This is a genomic window from Erwinia amylovora, assembly GCF_017161565.1.
Lineage (GTDB): Bacteria > Pseudomonadota > Gammaproteobacteria > Enterobacterales > Enterobacteriaceae > Erwinia > Erwinia amylovora.
In genome coordinates, this window is record NZ_CP066796.1 from 97,748 (window position 1) to 123,106 (window position 25,359).

A 25,359-nucleotide genomic window follows, 5' to 3' on the forward strand; every position below is an offset into this window, starting at 1 on the left:
GCTTAGGGTTATTTCTCTGACTTAAGCCATTATTTTAACGATTTGGAACGCACCCGCCGCTTCAGACCGGGATAAATACAATGAACCTATATGCAACCCTGATTCTGGCTTTTGGTATGTCGATGGACGCTTTCGCCGCCGCTATCGGAAAAGGGGCCAGCCTGCATCGTCCGACCTTGAAAGAAGCTCTGCGCACCGGCCTGATTTTCGGCGTGATCGAAGCACTGACCCCGTTAGTGGGCTGGGCGATCGGCATTGCCGCCAGCCAGTATGTGATGGCGTGGGATCACTGGGTAGCGTTTGGACTGCTGTTTATTCTCGGCGCGCGTATGATCGCTGAAGGAATACGTAAGAAAGAGTGCAAAGCAGAAAAAGCGCCTGACAGCCACGGTTTTTGGCTGCTGGCCTGTACTGCGGTAGCAACCAGCCTTGATGCGATGGCGGTTGGCGTTGGCCTGGCGTTCTTGCAGGTCAATATCGTTACTACCGCGCTGGCCATCGGCGCATCGACCATGATTATGGCCGCTACAGGTATTCTGCTTGGCCGCTTCCTCGGCCCGGTTATGGGCAAATGGGCCGAGATTTTTGGCGGCGTGGTGCTGATTGGTATTGGCAGCAGCATTCTGGTAGAGCACCTTGCGCTAATGGGTTAAGACTTCCGCCAGCAATGGCTGATTGCTCAGATGATAAGCGCTGTCAATTCTTCAGTGTGCCGATCTTCAGCCATAAACCATGCAAATGAGCCACGCTGTATCGCCACAGCGATCGGTGCAATGTTGGTAACACCAATATCAAGATCAAGGTTCCGGGACGGGCTAAGTAAAAAACCGTTACAGTAAGGCATTCGCGTCCGGCGGAGACAAAGTGATGCGTTATGCTGCCGCGGGCTAAGCGCCAAAAAAGTAGGGCGCAGCTGCTGGCAAACAGGACATTAGCGTGCAGGCTGTGGATGAAAGCCCGCTGCCGATGGCTAAATCCGGGGCGATCGCCGCAGACAGCCCCGTGCGTTTCACCTTAATTAACCGGCGAAATCTATCCAACTTGCGCCCGCATTCGCCGATGCAACGCAGCGTTCCACCCACTGTATGTCTGCCACGCCGGCGTGGACGTCCGGTTACCGGAATCCGGCCAGCAGCATGATCGCCGCGATCGGTGGCATCTGTAGCGATGGCAAAACGGTGATACCAATTTGCCCAAGCTTCAAACAGCCCCTCCGGGTGACCCCCGCCGATGCGATCTTCTTCCCGCACATGCGGGGCCAGATAGCTCATGCCGCGTTCGGAGATCCGCCCGGCTCCTCGTGGATTTCATAGCGCAGCTGGTTTGGCTGTTCGTCCCCCTATTCGAGGCTGGCTTCAGAACCGATTACCCGGATCTTCTGACCGTGCACCGATCTGCTGTTTACCGCTGAACACCACAGCGATCCCACCGCGTCGTCATCGTACTCCATCTGCACAAAAGCCTTGTCCCCGAGCGGCGCCCGGGATCTCACCAAACTCTGGCGTGAACACGTCAGGCGCTTAATTTCCCGCTTTGGCTGCATGGTTTGCGCCAGAAACAGCGGATCGCCTGATCGCCCGGCGCATGATCCGGCGCGACAAAATTCGGGTCGACGCGCCAGCGCGTGCCGGGGTGAGTCAGCTCAGCCGCCTGGTTATGAAACCGTGCGAAAACGACATATTGACGATACGGATCGCGCCCGGCAGCCCTTCGGCGATCATACTGCGCGCCTGCTGGATCAGCGGGTAACCGGCATAACCGTAAGTTATTCCCATGATTGTCTTCCGCTTTTTGCTCTAATCTGCCAGCTCTTTCGCCTCCGCGCTGCTGAAGCACAGCGGTTTTTCGCATATTACATGCAGGCCGCACTCCGGCGCTGCTTTGCAGACAGCAAAATGGCGATTGTTTGGCGTGGTTCGATCCCGCGCTGATGCCGTCATCAGCTTCCCCCTCCTCGCGAAACGGCGCCTGTTTAACCCGCTCAACCGGGTCCGCATGTCAGAGCTTTGCGACAGGTCGCTGACTGTGGGGTTACCTCTGAGAAGTTAAGGCGCACAAATATGAGACAGTTTGTCTAATAAAGTTGATTTTGTGATTAAATAAATTAATATAAAAAAGCTTAATTTTAAGATTTTCCTTAAGATATAAGCTTTTCTTGTTGAAGAATATCAACTAGATAACACTGGGTGTTATCTACATATTGGAGGAAGTTATGGATAATGCTTTGAAAGGAAAAAAAACGGGTTGGGATAGCATTAACGACCTGCTTAACTATCATCAACGCGGAAATGGTTCGAGTGTAAATAACAAAACTTCATATGATATTGATCAGGCCGGCAAAGAGATAGCCAGGGGGGAGCAAAGCTGGAATGGCGTGCACGTAACGGATAAAGGAGCCACCGTCACCTATTCTTTCCCCTCGTGGGAGCCGGGCAAAAAGAATTTCAATGGAGATACCATCCACTCGGCATTTAATCCTGAGCAACAGGCTCAGACCAAACTGTCATTGCAGTCCTGGTCCGATGTCGCCAATATTAAGTTCGTCGAAGTAAGTGGGGACCAGTATTCCAATATAACTTTTGGTAATATTGTTGCGCCCGACACTCAGGCGTACGCAATGCTTCCCCAGTCGACTGATAATGGCAAAATTATTTATGACGATCGCAGTTTCGATATTTCAGGACAATCCTGGTACAGCACGTCCGATCCAGAAAATTTAGCGCCCGAATTAGGTAATTATGGACGATTAACCCTTACCCATGAAATCGGGCATACTTTAGGACTGAATCACCCCGGGGATTATAATGCCGGCGAAGGCAACCCCAGCTATGCCGATGCAACCTACGCCGAAGATTCGCGCCAGTTTAGCGACATGAGCTACTGGAACGAGCCTAATACCGGTGGTGATAACGGAGGAAATTATTCCGCTGCACCGCTGATTGATGATATCGCGGCCATCCAGCATCTGTACGGCGCCAACATGACAACCCGAACGGGTGACACCGTATACGGCTTTCATTCCAATACCGATCGGGACTTCTACACTGCCAAAGATAGCAACCAGAAACTGATTTTCGCCGTCTGGGATGCAGGCGGTAACGATACCCTTGATTTCTCTGGCTATTCTCAAAACCAACGTATCAATCTCAACGAAGGCTCTTTCTCTGATGTGGGCGGCCTGAAAGGTAACATCTCCATTGCTGCCGGTGCCACAATCGAAAACGCCATTGGCGGTGCGGGTAACGACGTGATTGTCGGCAACGCCGCCGATAACGTCATTAAAGGCGGTGCCGGCAACGATGTGATTTACGGCGGCGGCGGACAGGATCAATTATGGGGAGGTAGCGGCAACGACATCTTCGTATTCTCTGACCTGAAAGACTCGTCCTCTAAGTCACCCGACCAAATCCGCGACTTTGAGTCAGGCAAGGACAAAATTGACCTGTCCTTCTTTAATCAGGGGGATAAAGGCAGTGACTTCATTCATTTTGTTGACCATTTCAGCGGTCAGGCGGGTGAGGCGCTGTTGTCATATGATGCCCGGAGCAATCTGAGTGAGCTGGCATTCAACGTCGATGGTGGCACCAATCCAGACTTTATGGTGCAGATTGTCGGCCAGGCTAATGTTGCCAGCGACTTTATCGTGTAAAGCAGCAAAAAAACGGTGGATGACATGGCCACCGTTTTAAACAGGTTATCTATGCGAACATCTCTTTTTGTTGTCATATCACTATTTTTTTCAGGAGTCTCTATGGCGAGCAGTCTGGTCTTACCTTCCGCCGCATCACTGTCTGGTCAGTGGACGGTGGTTGATAAATCAAGCTCATGCGATGTTCAACTCACAGCGGAACGCTTTGAGGCAGCAAACGGCTATAAGTTGAGTATCTCACCCGGCTGTGACCCTTCGGTGCTGCCGGAAACCCCTGAAGCATGGCGTCCGGCACCAGACGGCATTGCGTTATTAAACGGCGATGGCCTTACCGTGCTGTTTTTCTCTCGTGAAGGGGAACATTACCGCAGTCAAATCTGGCAGCAAACCGGGAAAATACTGAAGAAAAGCAAAAATTGATCCCCCGTTTTCTGCCGTTATCCATTCGACACCATGCTATAAGGGGAGAGGGTGAACCAGTTTATACCGCGCAACGAAATTGCGGATGTTTTACGCACACACAGCAAAGTTTTCCGGGACGTTGGCATTTTTACCGCATTTATTAATTTACTCATGTTGGTGCCGTCCGTTTATATGCTTCAGGTTTATGACCGGGTGCTGCCTTCACGCAATGAAATCACGCTGCTGATGCTGACGCTAATTATGCTGGGCCTGTTCGGTATGATGTCGTTGCTGGAGTATGTGCGCAGCATGGTGGTGATCCGTATCGGCAGCCAGCTGGATATGCGCCTCAATACGCGGGTCTATACCGCGGCCTACGAGGCGAATCTAAAAAACGGCTCTTCTGACGCCGGTCAGTTGTTGAACGATTTAACCATTCTGCGGCAATTTCTCACCGGCAACGCGCTGTTTGCTTTCTTCGACGCCCCCTGGTTTCCAATCTATCTGCTGATGATCTTCCTGTTTAATCCGTGGCTGGGGCTGTTTGCTTTGGTGGGGGCATTGTTGCTGATTGCGTTGGCGATCATCAATGAAATAGCCTCGAAAAAGCCTTTAGCGGAGGCCAGTAAGCTGTCGATTTTGTCCGGTAATTCGGCCAGCACCAACTTGCGTAATGCCGAAGTGATCGAGGCGTTGGGCATGTTGCCGAACCTGAAACGCCGGTGGTTTAGTCTGCATCAGCGGTTTTTAAACAGCCAGCGCATCGCCAGCGAACGGGCGGCGCGGGTGACGTCGGTCACCCGGTTTGTGCGCATGTCGCTACAATCTTTGGTACTCGGATTGGGAGGCTGGTTGGCTATCGACGGGCACATGACGCCCGGCATGATGATCGCCGGTTCCATTCTGATGGGGCGAGCGCTGGCACCAATTGAGCAGGTGATCACCGTGTGGAAGAGCTACAGCGCCGCCAGGCATTCTTATGGTCGCCTGGTGCAATTGCTGGATACGCACCCGCAACGCGGCACCGGCATGTCTTTGCCGCGCCCTGAAGGGGTGATTTCGGTGGAGGGCATTACCGCTACGCCGCCCGGATCTGCAGGCGATGCGGTGTTGCACAACGTGAGCTTTGCCATTCAGCCCGGCGAAGTATTGGGGATTATCGGCCCGAGCGCCTCCGGCAAATCGACGCTGGCACGCTTGCTGGTCGGCATCTGGCCGGTAAGCGAGGGCATCGTGCGGTTGGACAACGCCGACATCTATCAGTGGAACAAGGACGAGCTGGGGCCGTACATCGGCTACCTGCCGCAGGATATCGAGCTATTTGCCGGCACCATCGCCGAAAACATCGCCCGTTTCAACGAGATCGATTCTGAAAAGGTGATCGAGGCTGCCAGGCTGGCTGGCGTGCATGAAATGATCCTACGTTTTCCCAAAGGTTACGATTCGGTGCTGGGCAACGGCGGTGCCGGCCTGTCCGGTGGGCAGAAACAGCGCATCGGTCTGGCGCGGGCGTTGTATGGCGATCCTTCGCTGGTCATTCTGGATGAGCCTAACGCCAACCTGGATGACGCCGGCGAGAAGGCATTGAATCAGGCCATTTTGTTCCTCAAGCAGCGCAATAAAACGGTGATCCTGATCACCCATCGAACCCACTTGCTGTCGATGACCACCAGGCTGCTGCTGCTGGTTAACGGGAACGTTAATGCGTTTGGCCCAACGCAGCAGGTGCTGCAGGCGTTGGCGAAGGCGAAAAAAGCGCCGGTGCCACCGCAGGCGATGCGAGCGGTGAACGCCGGGTCGGATGAAGGCGCTATGCCTCAAACTCAAATTAATTAAGCCGTGAACTTGCCAGTCGGCATTTTCACGCCGCCTGCAGTCAAAGGAATGGGTATGTCTACGCATATTGACGAGTCGCAGGACTCGTATTCAGCACAGATCCCGCAGGATGAGCGCCGCTATACCCGCATGGGCTGGTTGGCGCTGGGGGTGGGATTGTTCGGCTTTTTAGCCTGGGCGGCGTTTGCGCCGCTGGACAAAGGGGTCGCGTCACCGGGAACGGTGACCGTGTCCGGCAACAGTAAAACGGTGCAGGCCCCGGCCAGCGGCATCATCAACAATATCGCGGTCAAAGAGGGTGACAAGGTGAAAGCCGGCGCGATTCTGGTGCAGTTGAGCCAGGTGCAGGCACAGGCACAGGTCGATTCGCTGCGCGATCGCTATTACACCACGCTGGCAACCGAAGGGCGCTTGCTTGCCGAGCGAGATGGCCTGAACCAGGTCACTTTCTCCCCCATTTTCGCCCAGGTCAAAGATCAGCCGCGCGTAGTGGAGATCATCGCGCTGCAAACGCAGCTGTTCGCTTCCCGCCGTCAAGGATTGCAAAGTGAAATTGACGGTTATAAGCAGTCGATGGATGGAATGCGTTTTCAGCTGAAAGGCCTGCAGGACTCGCGCGCCAACAAGCAGATTCAGCTCTCCAGCTTGCGCGAGCAGATGAACAGCATGAAACAGCTGGCGGCAGACGGTTATCTGCCGCGCAATCGCTATCTGGACGTTCAGCGCCAGTTCGCCGAGGTGAGCAGCAGCAGCAATGAAACGGCTGGGCGGATTGGCCAACTGCAAAAGCAGCTGCAGGAATCTCAGCAGCGTATCGATCAGCGCTTCGCTGACTATCAGCGCGAGGTCAGAACGCAGCTGGCGCAAACCCAAATGGACATCAGCGAGTTTCGCAACAAGCTGCAAATGGCTGATTTCGACCTGGGCAACACCGCCATCACCTCACCGGTGGACGGTACCGTGGTCGGATTGAATATCTTCACTCAGGGGGGCGTTGTGGGAGCGGGTGACCACCTGATGGACGTTGTACCCAGCCAGGCGGCGCTGGTGGTGGATTCTCACCTGAAAGTTGACCTGATCGACAAGGTGTACCAAGGACTGCCGGTCGATCTGATGTTTACCGCCTTCAACCAAAATAAAACCCCGAAAATTCCGGGAACGGTCACGTTGGTTTCCGCCGACCGTCTGGTCGATAAAACCAGCGGTGAACCTTACTACCGGATGCAGGTCACGGTCTCTCCAGAGGGCATGGCCATGCTCAGTGGCGAGGACATCAAGCCGGGGATGCCGGTGGAAGTGTTCGTGAAAACGGGGTCGCGCTCGCTACTGAGCTATCTGTTTAAACCTATTTTGGATCGCGCTCATACTTCATTGACCGAGGAATAATTTTGATTCAGTTAAAACGACAGGCTGCCGGTCTCGTTGTCGGCACCCTTTTGTTTGCGATGTCGGCACCGGTTTATGCGCTAGGTATTTTAGACGCCTATTCGCTGGCATTAGAAAAGGACCCGACTTTCCGGGCGGCGATAAAAGAGAAAGAAGCGGGAGATGAAAACGAAAATATCGGCAGGGCGGGGCTGCTGCCGAAGATATCGCTTAATTACCAGAACTCACCGCGCAACTGGCAAACGCAGAAATACCCGCAAAGCGACTTCTTAGGCAACGTGTCGGAAGCGACGCGACGCCAGCAGTACCGCAGCTATTCCAGTTCGGTCACGCTGACGCAGCCGCTGTTCGATTACGAGGCCTATGCACGTTATAAGGGCGGCGTGGCACAGGCGATGATGTCGGACGAGCGTTACCGCGGCAAGCTGCTCGACCTGGCGGTAAGGGTGAGCAGCGCTTACATCGAAGTGGCCGATGCCAAAGATCAAATCGCCCTGGCCGAAGCGCAAAAGGCGGCTTATAAAGAGCAACTCACGTTGAACGATCGCCTGCTTAGTGCGGGCGAGGGAACCCTTACCGACGTTGCGGAAACTCAGGCGCGCTACAGCCTGGCCGAAGCGCAAGCGATCGAAGCGCACGACGCGCTGGATGCCGCGCAGCGCGAACTTGAAGCGATCATCGGCGTGCCGTTGAACCAGTTGGATGAACTGCAGGTGTTGCGGCCTGGCAAGTTCCGGGTGGCACCGCTGATTCCGGCCAAATTTGAAGAGTGGCAAAAGATCGCGCTGGAAAACAATCCGGCATTGTCGGCCTCGCGCCACGGCGTTGATGCGGCGAAATACGAGGTGGAGAGCAACCGTGCCGACTTTATGCCGAACGTGCAACTTTATGCTTCGCATTCGGAAAATGACTCCAGCAGCGACAACACGGTTAACCAGAAATATCGCACCGACAGCATCGGCGTACAGGTCAGCATGCCGATTTATTCCGGTGGCGGTGTTGCGGCATCAACCCGGCAGGCGGTGGCGCGCTATGGTCAGGCGATGGCAGAAATGGATATGCAGGTTGGCACAACGCTGAACGATCTGCGCAAACAGTTCAACCTGTGTAACAGCAGTCGCGTCAAACTGACGGCCTACGAGCTGGCGGTGAAGTCGGCGACAACTCAGGTCACGGCGACCCGGCAGAGCGTGCTGGCGGGGCAGCGCGTCAACGTCGATGTGCTTAACGCGGAACAGCAGCTCTACAGCGCCCGGCGCGATCTGGCCTCCGCCAAATACACCTACATCAAATCCTGGATCACCCTGTTGAGCGATTCCGGCACCCTGGACGAAAAAGATGTTCAACGTGTGGCGCAGTATTTTGCCTACGGTCGCCCTGATCCTCACTGAGTTAAGGATGGCGTCTGGAGGAAGACGGCGCGGAAATGACCAGCACCGGGTACCGCCAACGGCGACGCGCAGGCGGCAGGAGGGATAAGGTGATCTTCGATGCTGCCTGCATTTTGCCTGACGTTAGCCCGCAACCTGTTTAACCAGCTCGGCGGTCATATGCACGCCGTTCTTGGTATTGGCTTCGGTGATTTTATAAGAGGCCCCGGCCTGCTGCGCCTGGGTGGCAATTTTCGCTTCAGCGCTGTCCAGAGTCGTACCGGTTGCGGTAACGCTCTGAGCTACACCGGCGAAAGAAACGGTAGAAAGCACGATAATTACCGCAAATTTTTTGATGTATTTCATGGGGTCGTTCCTTAATCAGTCGTGTTATTTAAAGGCTTTTTGCCTCGTTAAAATAATAATACGCCTGTTAATGGAACAGGAATAGCGGAGTGATTTGTCCTACTATGTCAAATAAATTGATCAAGTAAGAGGGTTAGCCGTTCTTCCGGTAACTCATGTTTGGCACGGTCTGGCGATCAGCGTTGCAGCGCATTGAGAAAGTGTTGTTTTACCCGTTGTGACTCCACCATCAGGCAAAGCTTCTTGACTAGTCTGGTGGAAAACGGGTTCTGACGCGATGCCGGGTGGCGCAAGGTTTGACCCCGGCTGATGCCATCGGTGACAACGTGCACCAGAGATTCGCTGACGCTAAACCACTCAGGATGATTTAGCCAGGCAATGGTGAGCGTATCGTGCAGCGCAATGGCTGCAATGCCATCATTTTCACAGTTATATTGCAGATAGCGCCGCGAGATGGCTTCCAGAACGGGCTGATTAAGGGCGCGTATCTCATCCCCATGCACCAGCACCTGAAGGGTGACATCCAGCGGTATCATTACCACCGGCAGCGTTGAGTTGAGCACCTGGTCCGCAGCGTGCGGGTCTCTCCACGTATTCCACTCGGCAAATGGGGTGATATTACCGCCGTGCCCGTGAGTGCCAAAAGCCCCGCCCATCATCACCAGCTGCTTGATCTGCGGCACGATATCCGGTGCCTGATTGATCGCCAGAGCGATATTGGTCAACGGGCCAACGGCCACCAGGGTCAGCGCGTCCGGGTTGTTACGCACGCTGTTGATGATGAAATCAACGGCATTGCCTGCCGCGCCATTCCACGGATTATCAAACACGTCGCCAAAGCCATCCTCACCGTGAATGGCGCAGGCGGGTGGGGTGGGTGGATGAACCAGCGGCCGTGAACAGCCGCGATAGACGGGTACATTCAGGCCGATTTTATGGCTGCACAGGCGCGCGTTGCTGACCGCCTGGGCAACCGGTACGTTACCAAATACCGTAGTGATGCCGATGATGTCGACGCTCTGCGCCGCATAAGTGAGAGCAAAAGCGTCGTCGACGCCGATATCCGTATCGAAGATAATTTTCTGCATCGGGGATCCTTTCCATTGTCAGGCGCACGTTCATCCCTGGCCTGGCTGTCAGGTGGTCAGCAGGTTATGCAGCGCCTGCAAATCGCGTTGTACCGATTCGAGCTGTTGAGCAAATTTTTCATCCGACAGCAGGGGTTGACGAAAGACGGTGATCAGCACCTGAGCACCTTCTTCGTTGGCGACGACGCGCATCGGTATAAAAATTTCTTTGCTGAAACCGCTGTCAATATAGTGGTCCATGATGCAAAACGCGTTGTGTTCGGTGAAACGGGCTTTAACCGGGCCGTGCGGACCCAGCCCCTTCCAGCCGTTGCCTTCCTGCTCCAGCGGTCCCTGGCCAAGCTCAGAAGCCCATTTAGGGAAAAACGTCGGTTGCCAGATCGTCTCGTACAGATCGACCCAGTTGCGCTGAATAGCCAGACTAACGGTATGTGAGGACAGCATAAAACCTCCGATCGGTAATGAATACCGGATTTAACCATTCTGATAAGGAGATGGGAAGGATGCTGTACCCATACTGTTAACTGGCTAGCGAAGTGCATAAATAGATTGTACCCACGTAATTTTCATCATCAAAAATTGATAATGACGAAGTCATATTGTAGCCATCCCGCATAACAGTGCCGTCACCTTTTTGAACCCGCCATTTGGCGTGCCGGGGGGCTGTCTGTTGCCCGGCGAAACGTTGTTCCGGGGCTTTATAGCCAAAGCATTATTGATCACCTGGCGGTGTGGCTGGTGACCGGCGCCGCCGCGTAGCGATAGAGTTGCTAAGCACTCAGCGCCATTAATCTGAAAGCGTCACCAGCGCTCCCCGGTGATCAAACGCGTTGCTGAAGAGGGTGCTAAGCTATTTCATGGTATTCAGCATGAGGATGGTTCAGCCTGTTCATCATCGGTAAACGGGATTAAGGGGAGCGGACTGGCTGAAATCTCGTCAACACTCCGCCATTTTTATACTTTATTTACACCCCAGCCCGACATTTTTACATCAACTTTGCACGCCAACCGCAACACTATCCGCCATGTGAAACGCCTCTGGAGGTGTATTGTGAGCATCACTGTGATGACCGGCATTGTGCTGGTGTTTATGCTGTTGGGTTATCTGATCTATGCCCTGATCAATGCGGAGACATTCTGATGATGGCTACCGCAAGTTTGCTGATTGGCAGCTATCTGCTGCTGCTGCTGCTGCTGGCCCGTCCGCTGGGTACAGGGTTGGCACATCTGGTCGCCGACCGTCCGCTTACCGGGTTTGCCGCCGTCGAACGCGGGCTGTGGCGCGTCAGCGGGGTGGCAAAGCAGGGCATGAGCTGGCAGCGCTATTTGTTGGCAATTCTGCTGTTCAACGCCGTCGGGCTGCTGCTGCTGCTTTTAATCCTGATGAATCAGGCCAGCCTGCCGCTGAACCCGCAGCACCTGCCTGGCCTCAGCTGGGACCTGGCGCTGAACACCGCCGTGAGCTTTATCACTAACACCGACTGGCAGGCTTATTCCGGGGAAAGCACGTTGAGCTACTTCAGTCAGATGGTTGGCCTGACGGTGCAGAACTTCTTCTCGGCGGCTAGCGGGATTGCCGTGGCCTTTGCGCTGATGCGCGGTTTTGCCAATCGTGCATCAGGCGATCTGGGCAACGCCTGGCGCGATATCACCCGCATCACGCTTTACGTGCTGCTGCCGCTGTCGTTGCTGATGGCGCTGTTTCTGGTCAGCCAGGGTACGTTGCAAAACCTGCACGGCTATCTCGATCTGACCACCCTGGAAGGGGTGAAACAGACGCTGCCGATGGGGCCGGTGGCCTCGCAGGAAGCCATTAAAATGCTTGGCACCAACGGCGGTGGCTTCTTCAACGCCAACTCGGCTCATCCGTTTGAAAACCCCACCGCACTGAGCAACTTTGTACAGATGCTGGCGATCTTCCTGATCCCGGCGGCGCTGTGCTTTGCGTTTGGCGATATCGTACGCGACCGTCGTCAGGGGCATGCGCTGCTGTGGGCCATGTCGTTGATGTTCATCGGGGCCGTTGTGGTGGTGATGTGGGCCGAAGTCAACGGCAACCCGCACTTCCTCACCCTTGGCGCTGACAGCGCTGCCAATATGGAAGGCAAAGAAACGCGTTTCGGCATCCTGAACTCCAGCCTGTTTGCGGTGATCACCACGGCGGCATCCTGTGGCGCGGTGAATGCGATGCACGACTCATTGACCGCCCTCGGTGGCATGGTGCCAATGTGGCTGATGCAGATTGGTGAAGTGGTATTTGGCGGCGTTGGCTCCGGGCTGTACGGCATGCTGCTGTTTGTGCTGCTGGCGGTGTTTATCGCCGGGCTGATGATCGGCCGCTCACCGGAGTATCTCGGTAAGAAAATCGACGTCTGGGAAATGAAGATGACCGCGCTGGCGATCCTGGTAACGCCCGCCCTGGTGTTGCTGGGATCCGCGCTGGCGATGATGACCGATGCCGGGCGCAGCGCCATGCTTAACCCGGGAGCTCACGGTTTCAGCGAGGTGCTGTATGCGCTCTCCTCGGCGGCCAACAACAACGGCAGCGCCTTTGGCGGTCTGAGTGCTAATACCCCATTCTGGAATATGCTGCTGGCGTTCTGCATGCTGCTGGGGCGCTTCGGCATCATTATCCCGGTGATGGCGATCGCCGGTTCTCTGGCGGTGAAAAAAGTCCAGCCCGCCGGTAACGGCACGCTGCCTACCCACGGCACGCTGTTTATTTCACTGCTGATTGGCACCGTGATGCTGGTAGGTGCACTGACCTTTATCCCGGCACTGGCCCTGGGGCCGGTGGCGGAACATTTGCAAATGCCTGGTCATTAACGGGCGGAGAATCGAGTCATGAGTCGTAATCAACTGGCGCTGTTTGACGCGGCGCTGATGCGTGTCGCGCTGCTCGATGCGTTGAAAAAGCTGAACCCGCGTACCCAGGTACGCAACCCGGTGATGTTTGTGGTTTGGCTGGGAAGTATGGTCACTACGCTGCTGGCTATCGCCATGGCCGCTGGTAAAACGCCGGGCGATGCAGGATTTACCACGGCGATTTCAGTCTGGCTGTGGTTTACCGTGCTGTTTGCCAACTTTGCCGAAGCGCTGGCGGAAGGGCGCAGTAAAGCGCAGGCCAACAGCCTGAAAGGCGTGACCAAAACCAGCATGGCCAAAAAGCTCAACGAGGCGAAGTACGGGGCCAGCCATCATCCGGTGGCCGCGGACACGCTGCGTAAAGGCGACTGGGTGCTGGTGGAAGCGGGCGACATTATCCCCTGTGACGGCGAAGTGCTGGAGGGCGGTGCCTCGGTGGACGAGAGTGCGATCACCGGGGAATCGGCGCCGGTGATCCGCGAATCCGGCGGCGATTTCTCCTCGGTGACCGGCGGTACGCGCATTCTCTCTGACTGGCTGGTGGTACAGTGCAGCGTGAACCCGGGGGAAACCTTCCTTGACCGTATGATAGCGATGGTGGAAGGGGCGACAAGACGCAAGACGCCCAATGAAATCGCCCTTACCATCCTGCTGCTGGCGCTGACCATCGTGCTGCTACTGGCGACCGTGACGCTCTGGCCGTTCTCTGCCTGGGGCGGTAACCCGGTCAGTATTACGGTGCTGGTGGCGCTGTTGGTGTGCCTGATCCCAACCACTATCGGCGGGTTGCTATCGGCGATTGGCGTGGCGGGGATGAGCCGGATGCTGGGAGCCAACGTCATCGCCACCAGCGGTCGTGCGGTGGAAGCAGCAGGGGACGTTGACGTACTGCTGCTGGATAAAACCGGCACCATCACCCTGGGTAATCGCCAGGCAACGCAGTTCTTGCCGGCGGAGGGCGTGAGCGAAGAGCAGCTGGCTGATGCCGCCCAGCTGGCCTCACTGGCTGATGAAACCCCGGAAGGGCGCAGCATTGTGGTGCTGGCCAAGCAGAAATTTAATCTGCGCGAACGCGACCTCAACAGCATGGGGGCGACCTTTATCCCGTTCTCGGCGCAAACGCGCATGAGCGGGGTCAATGTACAGCAACGGGCCATCCGCAAAGGCGCGGCGGATGCGGTGCGCCGATATATCGACAGCAACGGCGGTCAGTTCCCGAACGAGGTCAACAGCCTGGTGGATCAGGTGGCACGCGCGGGCGGCACGCCGCTGGTGGTCAGTGACGGTAACCGGGTGATGGGCGTGGTGGCGCTGAAGGACATCGTCAAAGGCGGGATTAAAGAACGCTTTGCCGAGCTGCGCAAGATGGGGATTAAAACCGTGATGATCACCGGTGACAACCCGCTGACGGCCGCTGCGATTGCTGCTGAAGCCGGGGTGGATGACTTTTTGTCTGAAGCCACGCCGGAAGCCAAGCTGGCGCTGATCCGCCAGTATCAGGCGGAAGGACGGCTGGTAGCAATGACCGGCGATGGCACCAACGACGCCCCGGCGCTGGCGCAGGCCGACGTGGCGGTGGCGATGAACTCCGGCACTCAGGCGGCAAAAGAGGCTGGCAACATGGTGGATCTGGACTCGAACCCCACCAAGCTGCTGGAAGTGGTGCATATCGGTAAGCAGATGCTGATGACGCGGGGTTCATTGACCACTTTCAGCATCGCCAATGACGTGGCCAAGTATTTCGCCATTCTGCCCGCCGCGTTTGCTGCGACCTATCCGCAGCTGAATCAGCTCAACGTAATGGGGCTGCATTCACCGGCATCGGCGATCCTGTCGGCGGTCATTTTTAACGCATTGGTGATTATCTTTCTCATCCCGCTGGCGCTGAAAGGCGTAAGCTACCGGCCGCTAAGCGCGGCAGCACTGCTAAGACGTAACCTGTGGATCTACGGTGCAGGCGGGCTGCTGGTGCCGTTCTTCGGCATCAAACTGATTGATATGCTGCTGACCGTCACCGGTCTGGCATAAGGAGAACTAACATGAGTCAACTTCGTCCTGCCGTATTTTTACTGCTGCTGCTGACGCTGGTTACCGGGCTGCTCTATCCCTTACTGACCACCACGCTGGCGCAGTGGATGTTTCCGCAGCAGGCAAACGGCTCGCTGCTGCTGGAGCAGGGGAGCGTGCGCGGTTCGGCGCTGATCGGCCAGAACTTTACCCGCCCGGATTATTTCCAGGGGCGGCCATCAGCAACTGGCGACAGGCCCTATAATCCGCTGGCTTCCTCAGGCAGCAACCTGGCGGGCAGTAACCCGGCGCTGGACCAGGCGGTCAGCCAGCGGGTGGCGGCGCTGCGGGCAGCTAATCCGATGGCCAGCCAGCAGGTGCCGGTTGACCTGATCACGGCTTCCGCCAGCGGGCTGGATCCGCAGATTTCACAGCAGGCGGCCTACTGGCAAGCCTGGCGGGTTGCCGAAGCGCGGCGGTTGCCGTTGGCAAACGTTCAGCAGCTGATTGATGAACATACCACGATGCCCATGCCAGCATTTCTTGGCGAACCGGCGGTGAACGTGCTGGCGCTGAACCTGGCGCTGGACGCGCTACAACGCTAAAGGAGTGTCATGAACGACGAACTCCAGCGCCCCAATCCGGATGCGCTGCTACGCCAGGCGGTGGAAAGCCATCGCGGTAAGCTGAAAATTTACTTTGGCGCTTGCGCCGGAGTGGGGAAAACCTGGTCGATGCTGCAAGAGGCGCGTCGACTGCGCGCCCAGGGGCTGGAGGTACTGGTCGGTGTGGTAGAGACGCATGACAGACCGGAAACGGCGGCGCTACTGGCCGGACTAACGGTGTTGCCAAGGCGGGCTACCGGGCAGCAGCGCCGCCCGGAATTTGACCTTGATGCCGCGCTGGCGCGCCATCCGGCGGTGATCCTGATGGATGAACTGGCGCACAGCAATACGCCCGGCTCGCGCCATCCTAAACGCTGGCAGGATATCGACGAGTTGCTGGACGCGGGTATCGACGTGATGACTACCGTCAACGTTCAGCACCTTGAAAGCCTTAACGATGTGGTGGGCGGCGTTACCGGCATTCGGGTGCGTGAAACGGTGCCGGACCCCTTTTTCGATGCGGCCGACGAGGTGGTGCTGGTGGATCTGCCGCCGGACGATCTGCGCCAGCGTCTGAAAGAGGGCAAGGTTTATATCGGTGAGAGCGCAGAGCGCGCGATCGAAAATTTCTTCCGCAAGGGCAACCTGATCGCGCTGCGCGAGCTGGCGCTGCGGCGCACCGCCGACCGGGTGGATGACCAGATGCGTGCCTGGCGAGATACCCAGGGGCGCGAAAAGGTGTGGCACACGCGTGATGCCATTCTGTTGTGCATCGGCGACAACAGCGGCAGCGAAAAGCTGGTACGCAGCGCGGCCCGGCTGGCAGCGCGCCTCGACAGCGTATGGCACGCCGTGTATGTCGAAACGCCGCGACTGTACCGTCTGTCCGAGACACGGCGGCGCGGCATTCTGCGCACTCTGCAACTGGCACAGGATCTGGGTGCGGAAACGGCCACGCTCTCCGATCCGAGCGAGGCCAGCGCGGTGCTGCGCTACGCGCGTGAACACAACCTCGGCAAAATTATCATTGGCCGTCGGCCGACCCGGCGCTGGTGGCGCGAAAGCTTTGCCGAGCGTGTTGGCGAACTGGGGCCGGATCTGGATATTTTGATCGTCGCGCTGGACGACCCGCCGGCGGACGGCGTCAGCTCACTAAACGAGCGTATCAACGGCAACGAGGGAAAACGGCGCGGTCAGCTGCGTGGCTGTGCCGCCGCTCTGCTGTTATGTATGCTGGTGACGCTGGCCGGGCGCTGGCTGCTGCCGGCGGTGGATTCGGTCAACCTGGTGATGGTTTACCTGCTGGCGGTGGTGATTGTCGCGCTGCGCTACGGCCGCTGGCCGTCAGTGGTGGCGACCCTGCTGAATATCGCCGCCTTTGACCTGGTTTTTGTCGCGCCAACCGGCACGATGGTGGTGTCAGACGTGCAGTATCTGGTGACCTTCGGCGTGATGCTGGCGGTGGGGGTGATAGTGGGTAATTTAACCGCCGGAGTTCGTTATCAGGCCCGGGTGGCGCGTTACCGCGAGCAGCGGGCGCATCATTTGTATGAAACGGCAAAAGCCCTCAGTCGCGCCCTGACACAGCGTGATATCGCCGCCACCTTACAGCGCAGCGTGGAAAGTACGCTACAGGCGCGCAGTGAGCTTTATCTGCCTGACGAGCACGGCGAGCTGGTGCCGGTAGGCGCTGCGCATCTTAGCGCGGTGCCGGACCGGGCAATTGCGCGCTGGAGCTTTGATAAGGGCCAGCCGGCGGGAGCCGGGACCGATACCTTGCCGGGCGTGCAGTGGCAGATGCTGCCATTGAAAAGCGGCAGTGATACCCTCGGACTGCTGATCCTGGAACCGCTGAATCTGCGCCAGCTGATGATCCCGGAGCAGCAGCGGCTGGTGGAAACTTTTACCGTGCTGATCGCTAACGCGCTGGAACGCATGGCCCTCAGCCAGCGCGAAGCCGCTTCACGGCTGGCGGCGGAGCGCGAACAGCTACGCAATGCGCTGCTGTCGGCGCTGTCGCACGATCTGCGCACCCCACTGACGGTGCTGTTTGGCCAGGCGGAAATTCTCACGCTCGACCTCGCCAGCGAAAACTCACCCTACGCCGCGCAGGCCAGCGTGATGCGTGAACAAACGCTCAATACCATCCGACTGGTGAATAACCTGCTGGACATGGCGCGCCTGCAGTCCGGCGGCTTTAGCTTACGCCGCGAGTGGATGGCGCTGGACGAACTGATTGGCAGCACTTTGCGCCAGTTAGCTCCGCTGCTGGAGGCGCGCCAGATCGCCCTCGATTTACCTCCCGATCTGCTGCTGATTGACGTTGACGGCCCGCTGATGGAACGCGTGCTGATTAATCTGCTGGAGAACGCGCTGAAATACGCGGGTGATAAGGCGGAAATCGGTATCCGTGCGCACGCCGTTGCGCAGCAGCTGGAACTGGAAGTGTGGGACAGTGGGCCTGGCATCGCACCAGGCCAACAACAGCTGATCTTCGAGAAATTCTCACGCGGCGATAAAGAGTCGACGGTGCCGGGGGTTGGCCTCGGCCTGGCAATCTGCCAGGCGGTTATCACGCTGCATGAAGGCACAATCCATGCGGAAAACCGGCCACAGGGCGGGGTACGCTTTGTGATCACTCTGCCGCTAACGGCACCACCGCTGTTGGAAGATTACACGCCAATGTAGCCTGGATGGGAGTTTAAAGCGGCCGGGTGGATATTCGGTCGTGGTTAAACACTTCCTACAGCCAGAGAGAAAACGCGTTGAAGATCTCAATTCGGTGCAAAACAGCGCCTTCAGGGCGAAAAAACCCGGTTGAAAGGACCGGTTTTTTTCAGTTCCGCTTGCGGTTGCAGGCCGCAAACAGCTACCGGGTGCTGCGTGTATCAACTCGCATTGAGACACGCCGCGAGGGAAGTTCATGAGCATAAGTGGCGGGTAGCGCCTTTCTGTCAAGGAGGCAGCCAGGTGATAACGCTAACTATTATCCTGCTGATGCTGCAAATACTGCATCTTCGTTTAAGCATTATCGTTGTTATCAGACAACTGACCGGACGCCCGTAAGCGCTGAAGGAACTTGAATCAAGGCGGGGGCTTTCCACCCCGCCTTTTTTCGTTTCTGCATCAGTAAGAATGGGATTGTAGCGAATCCTGTAAAACAGCCAGCAATGACTCGCAGCCGACAGTTCACTAAAAGCAATCAGCCCCTTTTTTATTGCCGTCGTTATACACGCCTTTTAGGCATAATCCCATATTGGCCAGGGTAACAAGACATGTCCAAATATTGCTGTTTATAATAGGACCCGAATATCAATAATTAAGGAGATCTAATGAAACGCAGCACACTCCATGCGGTGGCACTTATTTGTGGGTTTAGCGTTATCGCCTCTGCCGGGGCAAGTACCCAGTTGCGCGCTGTGCCTGGCGACTCGCACGAAACTACCGTCAGTGATGGCAAAATCCAGCCGCCGGTCAAATTTTCCACCGTCTGGGCCGATGATAAGGGGGCTACGCATGTCGGCCACTGCCGCTTTGAAGGACTGGAACATAAAAGCTATGCGCCGCCGTCTGCACCGCAGTGGATTGGCCTGTCGCCTGATGAAGTTGAAAGCATTGCTTACGCCGTGTTGCCGCCGGGTTATGTCGGTAGCTGGCATCATGCTCCAGGCCCGCAGTGGGTGATTACGCTATCGGGCAAGTGGTCGGTTGAAACGACAGATGGCAGCACCCTGGTGCAGGGGCCGGGTGAAGTGCAGTTCAATGCTGATACCTCCTCCCGGCCGCGGCCCGGCGATGACCGCGTCGGTCATGTATCGCGCACCGTGGGGGATGAGCCAAACGTCCAGCTGATTATCAAACTTAAACCTGGCATCGATCGTGCGCGTACCCGTGGATCATGCGCATACTAAGGAGTGACTGAGATGTCTTTTTGCTGCAAACCCTTTTTATTGGGCGCCATTGGCAGCCTCATGCTGCTTAATTCAGCCAACAGCATGGCAAGTGATACGGAAATTAAGCTGATTGCCGGGCAGCCCGGATTTTACGACCTTATTGGTCAGCATCCCCTTGTACAGAAAATCGCTGATAACGCGCAATGGGCTGAAGGGCCGGCGTGTATCGCGCCTGACACGCTTATTTATAGCGACGTGATCCGCAATGAGGTGCTGAGCTGGTCAGAGAAACACGGCCTGAAAACCTGGCTTGCTCCGGCGGATCATCAGAATGGTCATGCCGTTGACGCAGAAGGAAGAGTTATCGCGGCTTCCCACGAACAACGGGCCGTGCTGCGTCGTGAACACGATGGTCGCTGGGTAACTTTGATTGGCGAATGGCAAGGTAAGCGCTTCCACAGCCCGAATGATGTGGTGGTGGCCCGGGACGGTGCTGTCTGGTTCACTGACCCTAAATTTGGCCTTCTGAGTAAGAAAGAGGGTGGCGGCAAAGGGAAGCCGGAGCTGGAAGGGGAATTCGTTTATCGCTATGACCCGGCAGCAAAAAAGCTGACGAAGATGAACACGCCTGAATTATATACTCCCAACGGGCTGGCCTTCTCCCCGGACGGCAAGCTGCTTTACGTGTCTGACACGCAGCGTGCGCACGATGTTAACAACACATCGCTAAAACACCGCATTATGGTTTATCCGGTCAGTGCGCAGCAGACCGGAGAAGGTCGGGTATTTGCCGAGATCTCACCGGGCGTTCCCGACGGCATTAAGGTGGATGCCAATGGCAATGTCTGGACCAGCAGCGGGGATGGCGTTCAGGTATTCTCGCCGGCAGGAAAGCGTTTGGGGAAAATACTCATCCCCGCGAAGGCGACCGCGAACCTGGCGTTGTGCACCGATGCGCAGAACCGGAACTGGATGTATGTGACCGCGACCAACCAGGTACTGCGTATTCCGGTGCGGGTCAAAGGGGCAGATACGGCGGCGAAATAGTCAGCTGGCGACATAAAACACAAGACGGCCAGCGGTCAGACAGGCCGTCTTGATTGGCGTAACAGCCGACGTTTACACGCTGAAGCGTTCCACCATGCCGCGTAAGGCATGTGCCTGCCCGGAAAGAGCTTGCGAAGCCGAAGACGACTCTTCCACCAGCGCCGCGTTGTTCTGCGTCACGCCGTCCATCTGACTGACCGCCACGCTGATCTGCGAGATGCCCTGCATCTGCTCTGAGGAGGAAAGGGCGATTTCATCCATGGCGGCGGCCAGCTCGCCCACCCTGGCCACAATGTTCATCATGCTTTGCCCGGTACCCTGGGCAGCGCTGGCACCTTCTTCTACCTGTGCGACCGTCCTCTCAATCAACTGTTTGATCTCTTTTGCCGCTACGGCGCTGCGCTGCGCCAGCGTTCTGACCTCACCCGCGACTACCGCAAACCCGCGCCCCTGCTCGCCCGCGCGCGCCGCTTCGACGGCAGCATTCAGCGCCAGAATATTGGTCTGAAAGGCAATCCCTTCGATCACGCTGATAATATCGCGTACTTTCACTGCGCTCAGGGAAATGTCTTGCATGGTTTGCGTCATACGCTCTACTTTAGCCTCGCCGCTGCGTGCTGCAACGGCGGTTTCACGGGCCGAGTGCGCCGTCTGTTGCGCCCCGGCGGCATTGCTTTTCACCGTTGCGGTCAGCTGCTCCATACTGGCTGCGGTTTGCTGTAACGCCGCCGCCTGCTGCTCGGTACGTGATGAAAGCTCAGTATTGCCCTGGGCTATTTCGTCTGAAGCAAGCGCGACGGATGCAGAAGCGTCTTTAACCTGAGACACCAGGCTGCGCAGGCGTGCCTGCATCACGTCCAGCGAGGCCAGCAGGCTGCTGCTGTGGTGATGGCGTAATACGATCGAGGAGGTCAGATCGCCATCGGCAATTGCGGCGGCCAGTTGCTGCGCCTGCCGTGGCTCGCCCCCCAGCTGGCGCATCAGCACCCGCACGGTAAGCAGACAGATACAGACGGCTGCTGCCACGGACAGCAAGTTCAGCGCGCTTAGCAACAGCAGAATGTGGTTAACGGCCGCGCCATCTGCTTGCGCTTTATCTTCAGCCGCTTTGGTTTGCAGCTGCGTCAGGCTATTCAGGCTGGCGACCAAAATCTGTTGAGGGGGCCTGACCACCTGGGTCAGATAGTCAGCAAATCCCTTTAGCTGCTGCTGCTGCCCCATGCGCGCTGCGTTTTCCAGCGCGGACAGCGCTGCCTTCTCGTTATCATTCACCCGGCCGAGCAATGCCAGCTCTTCTGGCGCAGCCTGTGCCTTAATCATAGCGGCAAGCGCATCGCGCTTTTGCAAATAGACTGACCTTTGTAGCTGAAAGCGCTGTCCCTCTGCTTCAATTGCCTGCTGGTCAGTGAAAAGCGCCATATTCCTGACTTCGACCAACATATTCCTCAGGGCGGTGCCCATTTCATTGGCCAGTAGCACTTTTTTCATATGATGGTTTACCACTTCATCCATGCCGTCACGCGCCCTGTTCAGCCCGCTCCATGCGATGGCGGAGCAGAGGATAAAGATAAAAATGAGCAGGGAATAACCTGCTATCAGGCGGGTCGATATTTTCATGTTTAACCAGATTAGCTGTGTAAAAAAAAGACTATCGGCACTTTGCGACGAAGAAACAGGGAGGTGTTGAAAGTTATTTTCATGTGGTCAGCACGGCGCGTTGTCCGGCAGAAATAGTGGCATTGATGACTATTACAGTGGCAACTTTTTTTCCACCGTGATGCCGGTCGACGTTGATGTAGTCACTGATGCACTAAACTACAGGTTTACTGACCTGCAAGTGAGCCTGCTTTATGCCGTATCGCCGTTTAGAAAGGATTATCGACATCTTCAAGGATGCCCCGGCCGCCACGCCGCCGAACCGCGTCTGGGCATTTTATCTGTTTTATCTGCGCCAGGTTTGGCCGGGCTTCGCGCTGCTGCTGGTCATCGGGCTGATTGCATCGTTAATTGAAGTGGCGCTGTTCCGCTACCTTAGCCGTATTATCGACCTGGTGAACGCCAGTCCCGCCGTGACCTTTTTCAGCGACCACGGCGGCGAACTGCTGTGGATGGCGGCGGTGGCGCTGCTGCTGCGGCCGCTGTTTATCGGCCTGCACGATCTGTTGGTTCACCAGGCGATTAATCCCGGCATGACCAGCATGATCCGCTGGCAGCATCACAACTACGTGCTGCGTCAGAGCCTGAACTTCTTCCAGAACGACTTTGCCGGGCGTATCGCGCAGCGCATTATGCAAACCGGCAATGCCTTGCGCGACTCGGCGGTGCAGGCGGTGGATGCCCTGTGGCATGTACTGATCTATGCCGTCACCACTCTGGTGCTGTTTGCCGAGGCAGACTGGCGACTGACCATCCCGCTGCTTATCTGGATCGTTGGCTACCTTCTCAGTTTGCGCTACTTTGTGCCGCGCGTGAAAGCGCGATCGGTCGCCTCTTCCGATTCCCGTTCGCGCCTGATGGGCTTCATTGTTGATGGCTACACCAATATCTCCACCCTGAAACTGTTTGCCCATAGTGACCTGGAACGCCAGAACGCGCGTGAGGCGATTGACGATCAGACGATAAAAACCCGCGATCAGGGGCGGATGGTTACCGGCATGGACGTGGTGATCACCACGCTAAACGGCCTGCTGATTATCAGCACCACCGGGCTGGCGCTGTGGTTGTGGACTCAGTCACTGCTTAGCGTGGGGGCCATTGCGCTGGCAACCGGGCTGGTGATCCGCATCGTCAACATGTCCGGCTGGATTATGTGGGTGGTGAACGGCATCTTCGAGAATATCGGCATGGTGCAGGATGGCCTGCAAACTATCGCCCAGCCGATCAACGTCAGCGATAAAGACCAGGCACCGGCGCTGCGGGTAGAAAAGGGCGAAATTCATTTTGACGCCGTTGACTTCAATTACGGCGGCGAACGTACGGTAATTGATAACCTGCAACTGACCATCCGGCCCGGTGAAAAGATCGGGTTAATCGGCCCATCCGGCGCCGGCAAATCGACGCTGGTCAATCTGCTGCTGCGGCTTTACGACCTGAATGGCGGGCGCATTCTGATCGACGGGCAGAACATTGCCGGCGTCAGTCAGGAAAGCTTGCGTGCGCAGATTGGCATGATCACTCAGGACACCTCACTGCTGCACCGCTCGATTCGTGACAACCTGCTGTATGGCCGTCCGCACGCCAGCGAAGATGAGCTACAGCAGGCGATCCACCGGGCGAAAGCAGATGAGTTTATTCCGCTGCTGTCCGATTCACAGGGCCGTACCGGGCTGGATGCCCACGTTGGTGAGCGCGGGGTGAAGCTTTCCGGCGGCCAGCGCCAGCGTATTGCCATTGCCCGCGTGCTGTTGAAAGATGCCCCGATTCTGATCATGGATGAAGCAACGTCGGCGCTGGATTCTGAAGTGGAAGCGGCGATCCAGGAGAGCCTGGAAAACCTGATGGGCGACAAAACGGTGATCGCCATCGCGCACCGCCTCTCCACCATCGCACGTATGGACAGGCTGGTGGTGCTGGAGCAGGGCAGGATTGCTGAAATCGGCAGCCACAGCGAACTGCTGGCGCGTGGCGGGCTGTATGCGCGCCTGTGGCGGCATCAGACCGGCGGTTTTGTCGGCGAGGCGTGATCTGCTGACCGGGCATGATGTCATCACGGTGATGACAGGCGATAAGGCAGTGCGTCTCGCGCCTCTTGCGCCCAGGCGCGGATGCCATCACGCTCCTGGGCCAGCAGCCCGGCGACCGCCTGGTGCAGGCCCTGATGGCGCAGCAGATGCCAGGACTCGGTCAGTAGCGGTTCGAAACCACGGATCAGCTTATGTTCGCCCTGTGCGCCGGCATCGAAATGCGCCAGCCGCTGCGCGATAGCATATTCTATGCCCTGGTAAAAACAGGTCTCAAAATGCAGGCTATCAGACTCTTCCAGGCACCCCCAATAGCGGCCATACAACGTATCGCCGTCCACCAGGCTGTAAGCCATCGCCAGCGGGCGGCCCTGACGGCGGGCGATGACTACCCGGATGGCGGCGGGCATCCGCTCTGCCAGCAGGCTGAAGAACCGCCGGGTGAGATAAGGCTGGCGACCGCGCACATGGTAAGTATTGGCATAACAGGCGTAGATAAAATCCCACTGCGCTTCACTCAGTTCATCCCCCTGATAGCAGATAAACGCCACGCCCTGGCTGGCCACCCGCTGGCGCTCTTTACGTAGCTGTTTGCGCTTGCGTGAGGTGAGGGCATCAAGAAAGTCCTGAAAGTCGCGGTAGCCGCGATTGTGCCAGTGGTACTGGCAGCCAACACGCAGCAGCCAGCGCCGATCCTGCTGCAACAGCTGGTGCACGCGCCGATCGCTGAAGTTTATGTGCGCACTGTGCAGCTGGTTTGCTTGCAGAAAACCTGGCAGCGCCTGCAACAGCTGTGCAGCGGCGACATCGTCGCCCAGCAGCCGTGCTCCGCTCACCGGGCTGAAGGGAACCGCCGACAGCCATTTTGGATAATAGGGTACTCCGGCCCGCTGGCAGGCTTCCGCCCAGCCGTGATCGAACACGTACTCGCCCATCGAATGGCTTTTCGCGTAGCCGGGCAGCGCCGCCCGCACGATACCATCCGCGATCCACAGCAGGTGCTGCGGCTGCCAGCCGCTGGCGCGGCCCACGGAGCCACTCTCCTCCAGCGTACGCAGAAAGGCATGGCGTAAGAAAGGCTGATCGTTTGGGGTCAGGGCGTCCCATTGGCTGGCCGGAATATCGGCCAGCCGCGTCAGGAGGGTCAGGGACATCGGTGTGCTCC

General features: G+C 57.1%; 19 protein-coding genes and 1 pseudogene. 14 read left to right on the top strand and 6 right to left on the bottom strand.

Annotated features, from left to right (window positions below):
- Positions 1-80 precede the first annotated feature (80 nt).
- Positions 81-653 carry a manganese efflux pump MntP gene (mntP, locus tag JGC47_RS00400; protein WP_004161038.1) on the top strand — a complete coding sequence of 191 codons (573 nt, stop codon included), beginning with the start codon at positions 81-83 and terminating at the stop codon, positions 651-653.
- 365 nt (positions 654-1,018) lie between these two features.
- Here mntP and JGC47_RS17435 read toward each other — a convergent pair.
- Positions 1,019-1,971 (bottom strand): annotated as a pseudogene (locus JGC47_RS17435) (Gfo/Idh/MocA family protein); the annotation flags it as partial.
- 241 nt (positions 1,972-2,212) lie between these two features.
- Here JGC47_RS17435 and JGC47_RS00425 point away from each other — a divergent pair.
- The 5 genes from JGC47_RS00425 to JGC47_RS00445 all read left to right on the top strand — a co-directional run bounded on the left by JGC47_RS00425 (position 2,213) and on the right by JGC47_RS00445 (position 8,664).
- The gene (locus tag JGC47_RS00425) at positions 2,213-3,649 is read left to right on the top strand and encodes a serralysin family metalloprotease (RefSeq protein ID WP_004161034.1); all 1,437 of its coding nucleotides are present in this window, start codon (positions 2,213-2,215) and stop codon (positions 3,647-3,649) included.
- 102 nt (positions 3,650-3,751) lie between these two features.
- Complete coding sequence (locus JGC47_RS00430; RefSeq protein ID WP_004164870.1) at positions 3,752-4,069, top strand: protease inhibitor Inh/omp19 family protein; 318 nt, start codon at positions 3,752-3,754, stop codon at positions 4,067-4,069.
- 51 nt (positions 4,070-4,120) lie between these two features.
- A complete protein-coding gene (locus JGC47_RS00435) occupies positions 4,121-5,887 on the top strand; it encodes a type I secretion system permease/ATPase (RefSeq protein ID WP_004161028.1) in 1,767 nt (588 codons plus the stop codon).
- A 54-nt stretch (positions 5,888-5,941) separates the two neighbouring features.
- The gene (locus JGC47_RS00440) at positions 5,942-7,273 is read left to right on the top strand and encodes an HlyD family type I secretion periplasmic adaptor subunit (protein WP_004161026.1); all 1,332 of its coding nucleotides are present in this window, start codon (positions 5,942-5,944) and stop codon (positions 7,271-7,273) included.
- Between the two features lie 2 nt (positions 7,274-7,275).
- Positions 7,276-8,664 (top strand): TolC family outer membrane protein, encoded by a 1,389-nt coding sequence (locus tag JGC47_RS00445; RefSeq protein WP_004161024.1) that lies wholly within the window; start codon positions 7,276-7,278, stop codon positions 8,662-8,664.
- 123 nt (positions 8,665-8,787) lie between these two features.
- Here the strand turns inward: JGC47_RS00445 and JGC47_RS00450 are convergent, their stop codons facing one another.
- From JGC47_RS00450 to JGC47_RS00460, 3 genes are all read right to left on the bottom strand, one after another.
- Entirely contained in the window at positions 8,788-9,009 is a 222-nt protein-coding gene (locus JGC47_RS00450; protein WP_004161022.1) for a YdgH/BhsA/McbA family protein, read from the bottom strand.
- Between the two features lie 176 nt (positions 9,010-9,185).
- Positions 9,186-10,097, bottom strand: a complete 912-nt coding sequence (locus JGC47_RS00455; protein ID WP_004161019.1) for a nucleoside hydrolase — start codon at positions 10,095-10,097, stop codon at positions 9,186-9,188.
- Between the two features lie 48 nt (positions 10,098-10,145).
- Positions 10,146-10,541, bottom strand: a complete 396-nt coding sequence (locus JGC47_RS00460) for a hypothetical protein (RefSeq protein ID WP_004161017.1) — start codon at positions 10,539-10,541, stop codon at positions 10,146-10,148.
- A gap of 622 nt (positions 10,542-11,163) precedes the next feature.
- Between JGC47_RS00460 and kdpF the strand changes: the two genes are divergently transcribed.
- The 7 genes from kdpF to JGC47_RS00495 all read left to right on the top strand — a co-directional run bounded on the left by kdpF (position 11,164) and on the right by JGC47_RS00495 (position 20,514).
- Positions 11,164-11,238 (top strand): K(+)-transporting ATPase subunit F, encoded by a 75-nt coding sequence (gene kdpF, locus JGC47_RS17910; RefSeq protein ID WP_004161015.1) that lies wholly within the window; start codon positions 11,164-11,166, stop codon positions 11,236-11,238.
- A complete protein-coding gene (gene kdpA, locus JGC47_RS00470; protein ID WP_004161013.1) occupies positions 11,238-12,923 on the top strand; it encodes a potassium-transporting ATPase subunit KdpA in 1,686 nt (561 codons plus the stop codon). Before kdpF ends, kdpA begins: the two co-directional genes overlap by 1 nt.
- 18 nt (positions 12,924-12,941) lie before the next feature.
- Positions 12,942-14,990, top strand: coding sequence for a potassium-transporting ATPase subunit KdpB (kdpB, locus tag JGC47_RS00475; protein ID WP_004161012.1), 2,049 nt, complete (start codon positions 12,942-12,944; stop codon positions 14,988-14,990).
- Positions 14,991-15,001: 11 nt separating this feature from the next.
- On the top strand, positions 15,002-15,574 hold the full coding sequence (kdpC, locus tag JGC47_RS00480) for a potassium-transporting ATPase subunit KdpC (protein ID WP_004161007.1): 573 nt from the start codon (positions 15,002-15,004) through the stop codon (positions 15,572-15,574).
- Between the two features lie 9 nt (positions 15,575-15,583).
- Positions 15,584-18,262, top strand: a complete 2,679-nt coding sequence (kdpD, locus tag JGC47_RS00485) for a two-component system sensor histidine kinase KdpD (RefSeq protein ID WP_004161005.1) — start codon at positions 15,584-15,586, stop codon at positions 18,260-18,262.
- Positions 18,263-18,906: 644 nt separating this feature from the next.
- The gene (locus JGC47_RS00490) at positions 18,907-19,485 is read left to right on the top strand and encodes a cupin domain-containing protein (protein WP_004161002.1); all 579 of its coding nucleotides are present in this window, start codon (positions 18,907-18,909) and stop codon (positions 19,483-19,485) included.
- Between the two features lie 12 nt (positions 19,486-19,497).
- Complete coding sequence (locus tag JGC47_RS00495) at positions 19,498-20,514, top strand: SMP-30/gluconolactonase/LRE family protein (protein ID WP_004161000.1); 1,017 nt, start codon at positions 19,498-19,500, stop codon at positions 20,512-20,514.
- 72 nt (positions 20,515-20,586) lie between these two features.
- Here JGC47_RS00495 and JGC47_RS00500 read toward each other — a convergent pair whose 3' ends face one another.
- On the bottom strand, positions 20,587-22,131 hold the full coding sequence (locus JGC47_RS00500; RefSeq protein ID WP_004160998.1) for a methyl-accepting chemotaxis protein: 1,545 nt from the start codon (positions 22,129-22,131) through the stop codon (positions 20,587-20,589).
- A gap of 233 nt (positions 22,132-22,364) precedes the next feature.
- On the opposite strand from JGC47_RS00500, the gene JGC47_RS00505 reads away from it, so the two are divergent.
- Positions 22,365-24,197, top strand: a complete 1,833-nt coding sequence (locus tag JGC47_RS00505; RefSeq protein WP_004160995.1) for an ABC transporter ATP-binding protein — start codon at positions 22,365-22,367, stop codon at positions 24,195-24,197.
- Positions 24,198-24,220: 23 nt separating this feature from the next.
- On the opposite strand, the gene JGC47_RS00510 is transcribed toward JGC47_RS00505, so the two are convergent.
- Positions 24,221-25,348, bottom strand: coding sequence for a GNAT family N-acetyltransferase (locus tag JGC47_RS00510; protein ID WP_004160993.1), 1,128 nt, complete (start codon positions 25,346-25,348; stop codon positions 24,221-24,223).
- Positions 25,349-25,359 lie beyond the last annotated feature (11 nt).

Excerpts from the sequence above, each read along its gene's own strand:
- mntP (WP_004161038.1), top strand. The coding sequence starts at position 81 with ATGAACCTATATGCAACCCTGATTCTGGCTTTTGGTATGTCGATGGAC.
- JGC47_RS00425 (WP_004161034.1), top strand. The coding sequence starts at position 2,213 with ATGGATAATGCTTTGAAAGGAAAAAAAACGGGTTGGGATAGCATTAAC.
- JGC47_RS00430 (WP_004164870.1), top strand. The coding sequence starts at position 3,752 with ATGGCGAGCAGTCTGGTCTTACCTTCCGCCGCATCACTGTCTGGTCAG.
- JGC47_RS00440 (WP_004161026.1), top strand. The coding sequence starts at position 5,942 with ATGTCTACGCATATTGACGAGTCGCAGGACTCGTATTCAGCACAGATC.
- JGC47_RS00450 (WP_004161022.1), bottom strand. The coding sequence starts at position 9,009 with ATGAAATACATCAAAAAATTTGCGGTAATTATCGTGCTTTCTACCGTT.
- JGC47_RS00455 (WP_004161019.1), bottom strand. The coding sequence starts at position 10,097 with ATGCAGAAAATTATCTTCGATACGGATATCGGCGTCGACGACGCTTTT.
- JGC47_RS00460 (WP_004161017.1), bottom strand. The coding sequence starts at position 10,541 with ATGCTGTCCTCACATACCGTTAGTCTGGCTATTCAGCGCAACTGGGTC.
- kdpA (WP_004161013.1), top strand. The coding sequence starts at position 11,238 with ATGATGGCTACCGCAAGTTTGCTGATTGGCAGCTATCTGCTGCTGCTG.
- kdpB (WP_004161012.1), top strand. The coding sequence starts at position 12,942 with ATGAGTCGTAATCAACTGGCGCTGTTTGACGCGGCGCTGATGCGTGTC.
- kdpC (WP_004161007.1), top strand. The coding sequence starts at position 15,002 with ATGAGTCAACTTCGTCCTGCCGTATTTTTACTGCTGCTGCTGACGCTG.
- kdpD (WP_004161005.1), top strand. The coding sequence starts at position 15,584 with ATGAACGACGAACTCCAGCGCCCCAATCCGGATGCGCTGCTACGCCAG.
- JGC47_RS00490 (WP_004161002.1), top strand. The coding sequence starts at position 18,907 with ATGAAACGCAGCACACTCCATGCGGTGGCACTTATTTGTGGGTTTAGC.
- JGC47_RS00495 (WP_004161000.1), top strand. The coding sequence starts at position 19,498 with ATGTCTTTTTGCTGCAAACCCTTTTTATTGGGCGCCATTGGCAGCCTC.
- JGC47_RS00500 (WP_004160998.1), bottom strand. The coding sequence starts at position 22,131 with ATGAAAATATCGACCCGCCTGATAGCAGGTTATTCCCTGCTCATTTTT.
- JGC47_RS00505 (WP_004160995.1), top strand. The coding sequence starts at position 22,365 with ATGCCGTATCGCCGTTTAGAAAGGATTATCGACATCTTCAAGGATGCC.
- JGC47_RS00510 (WP_004160993.1), bottom strand. The coding sequence starts at position 25,348 with ATGTCCCTGACCCTCCTGACGCGGCTGGCCGATATTCCGGCCAGCCAA.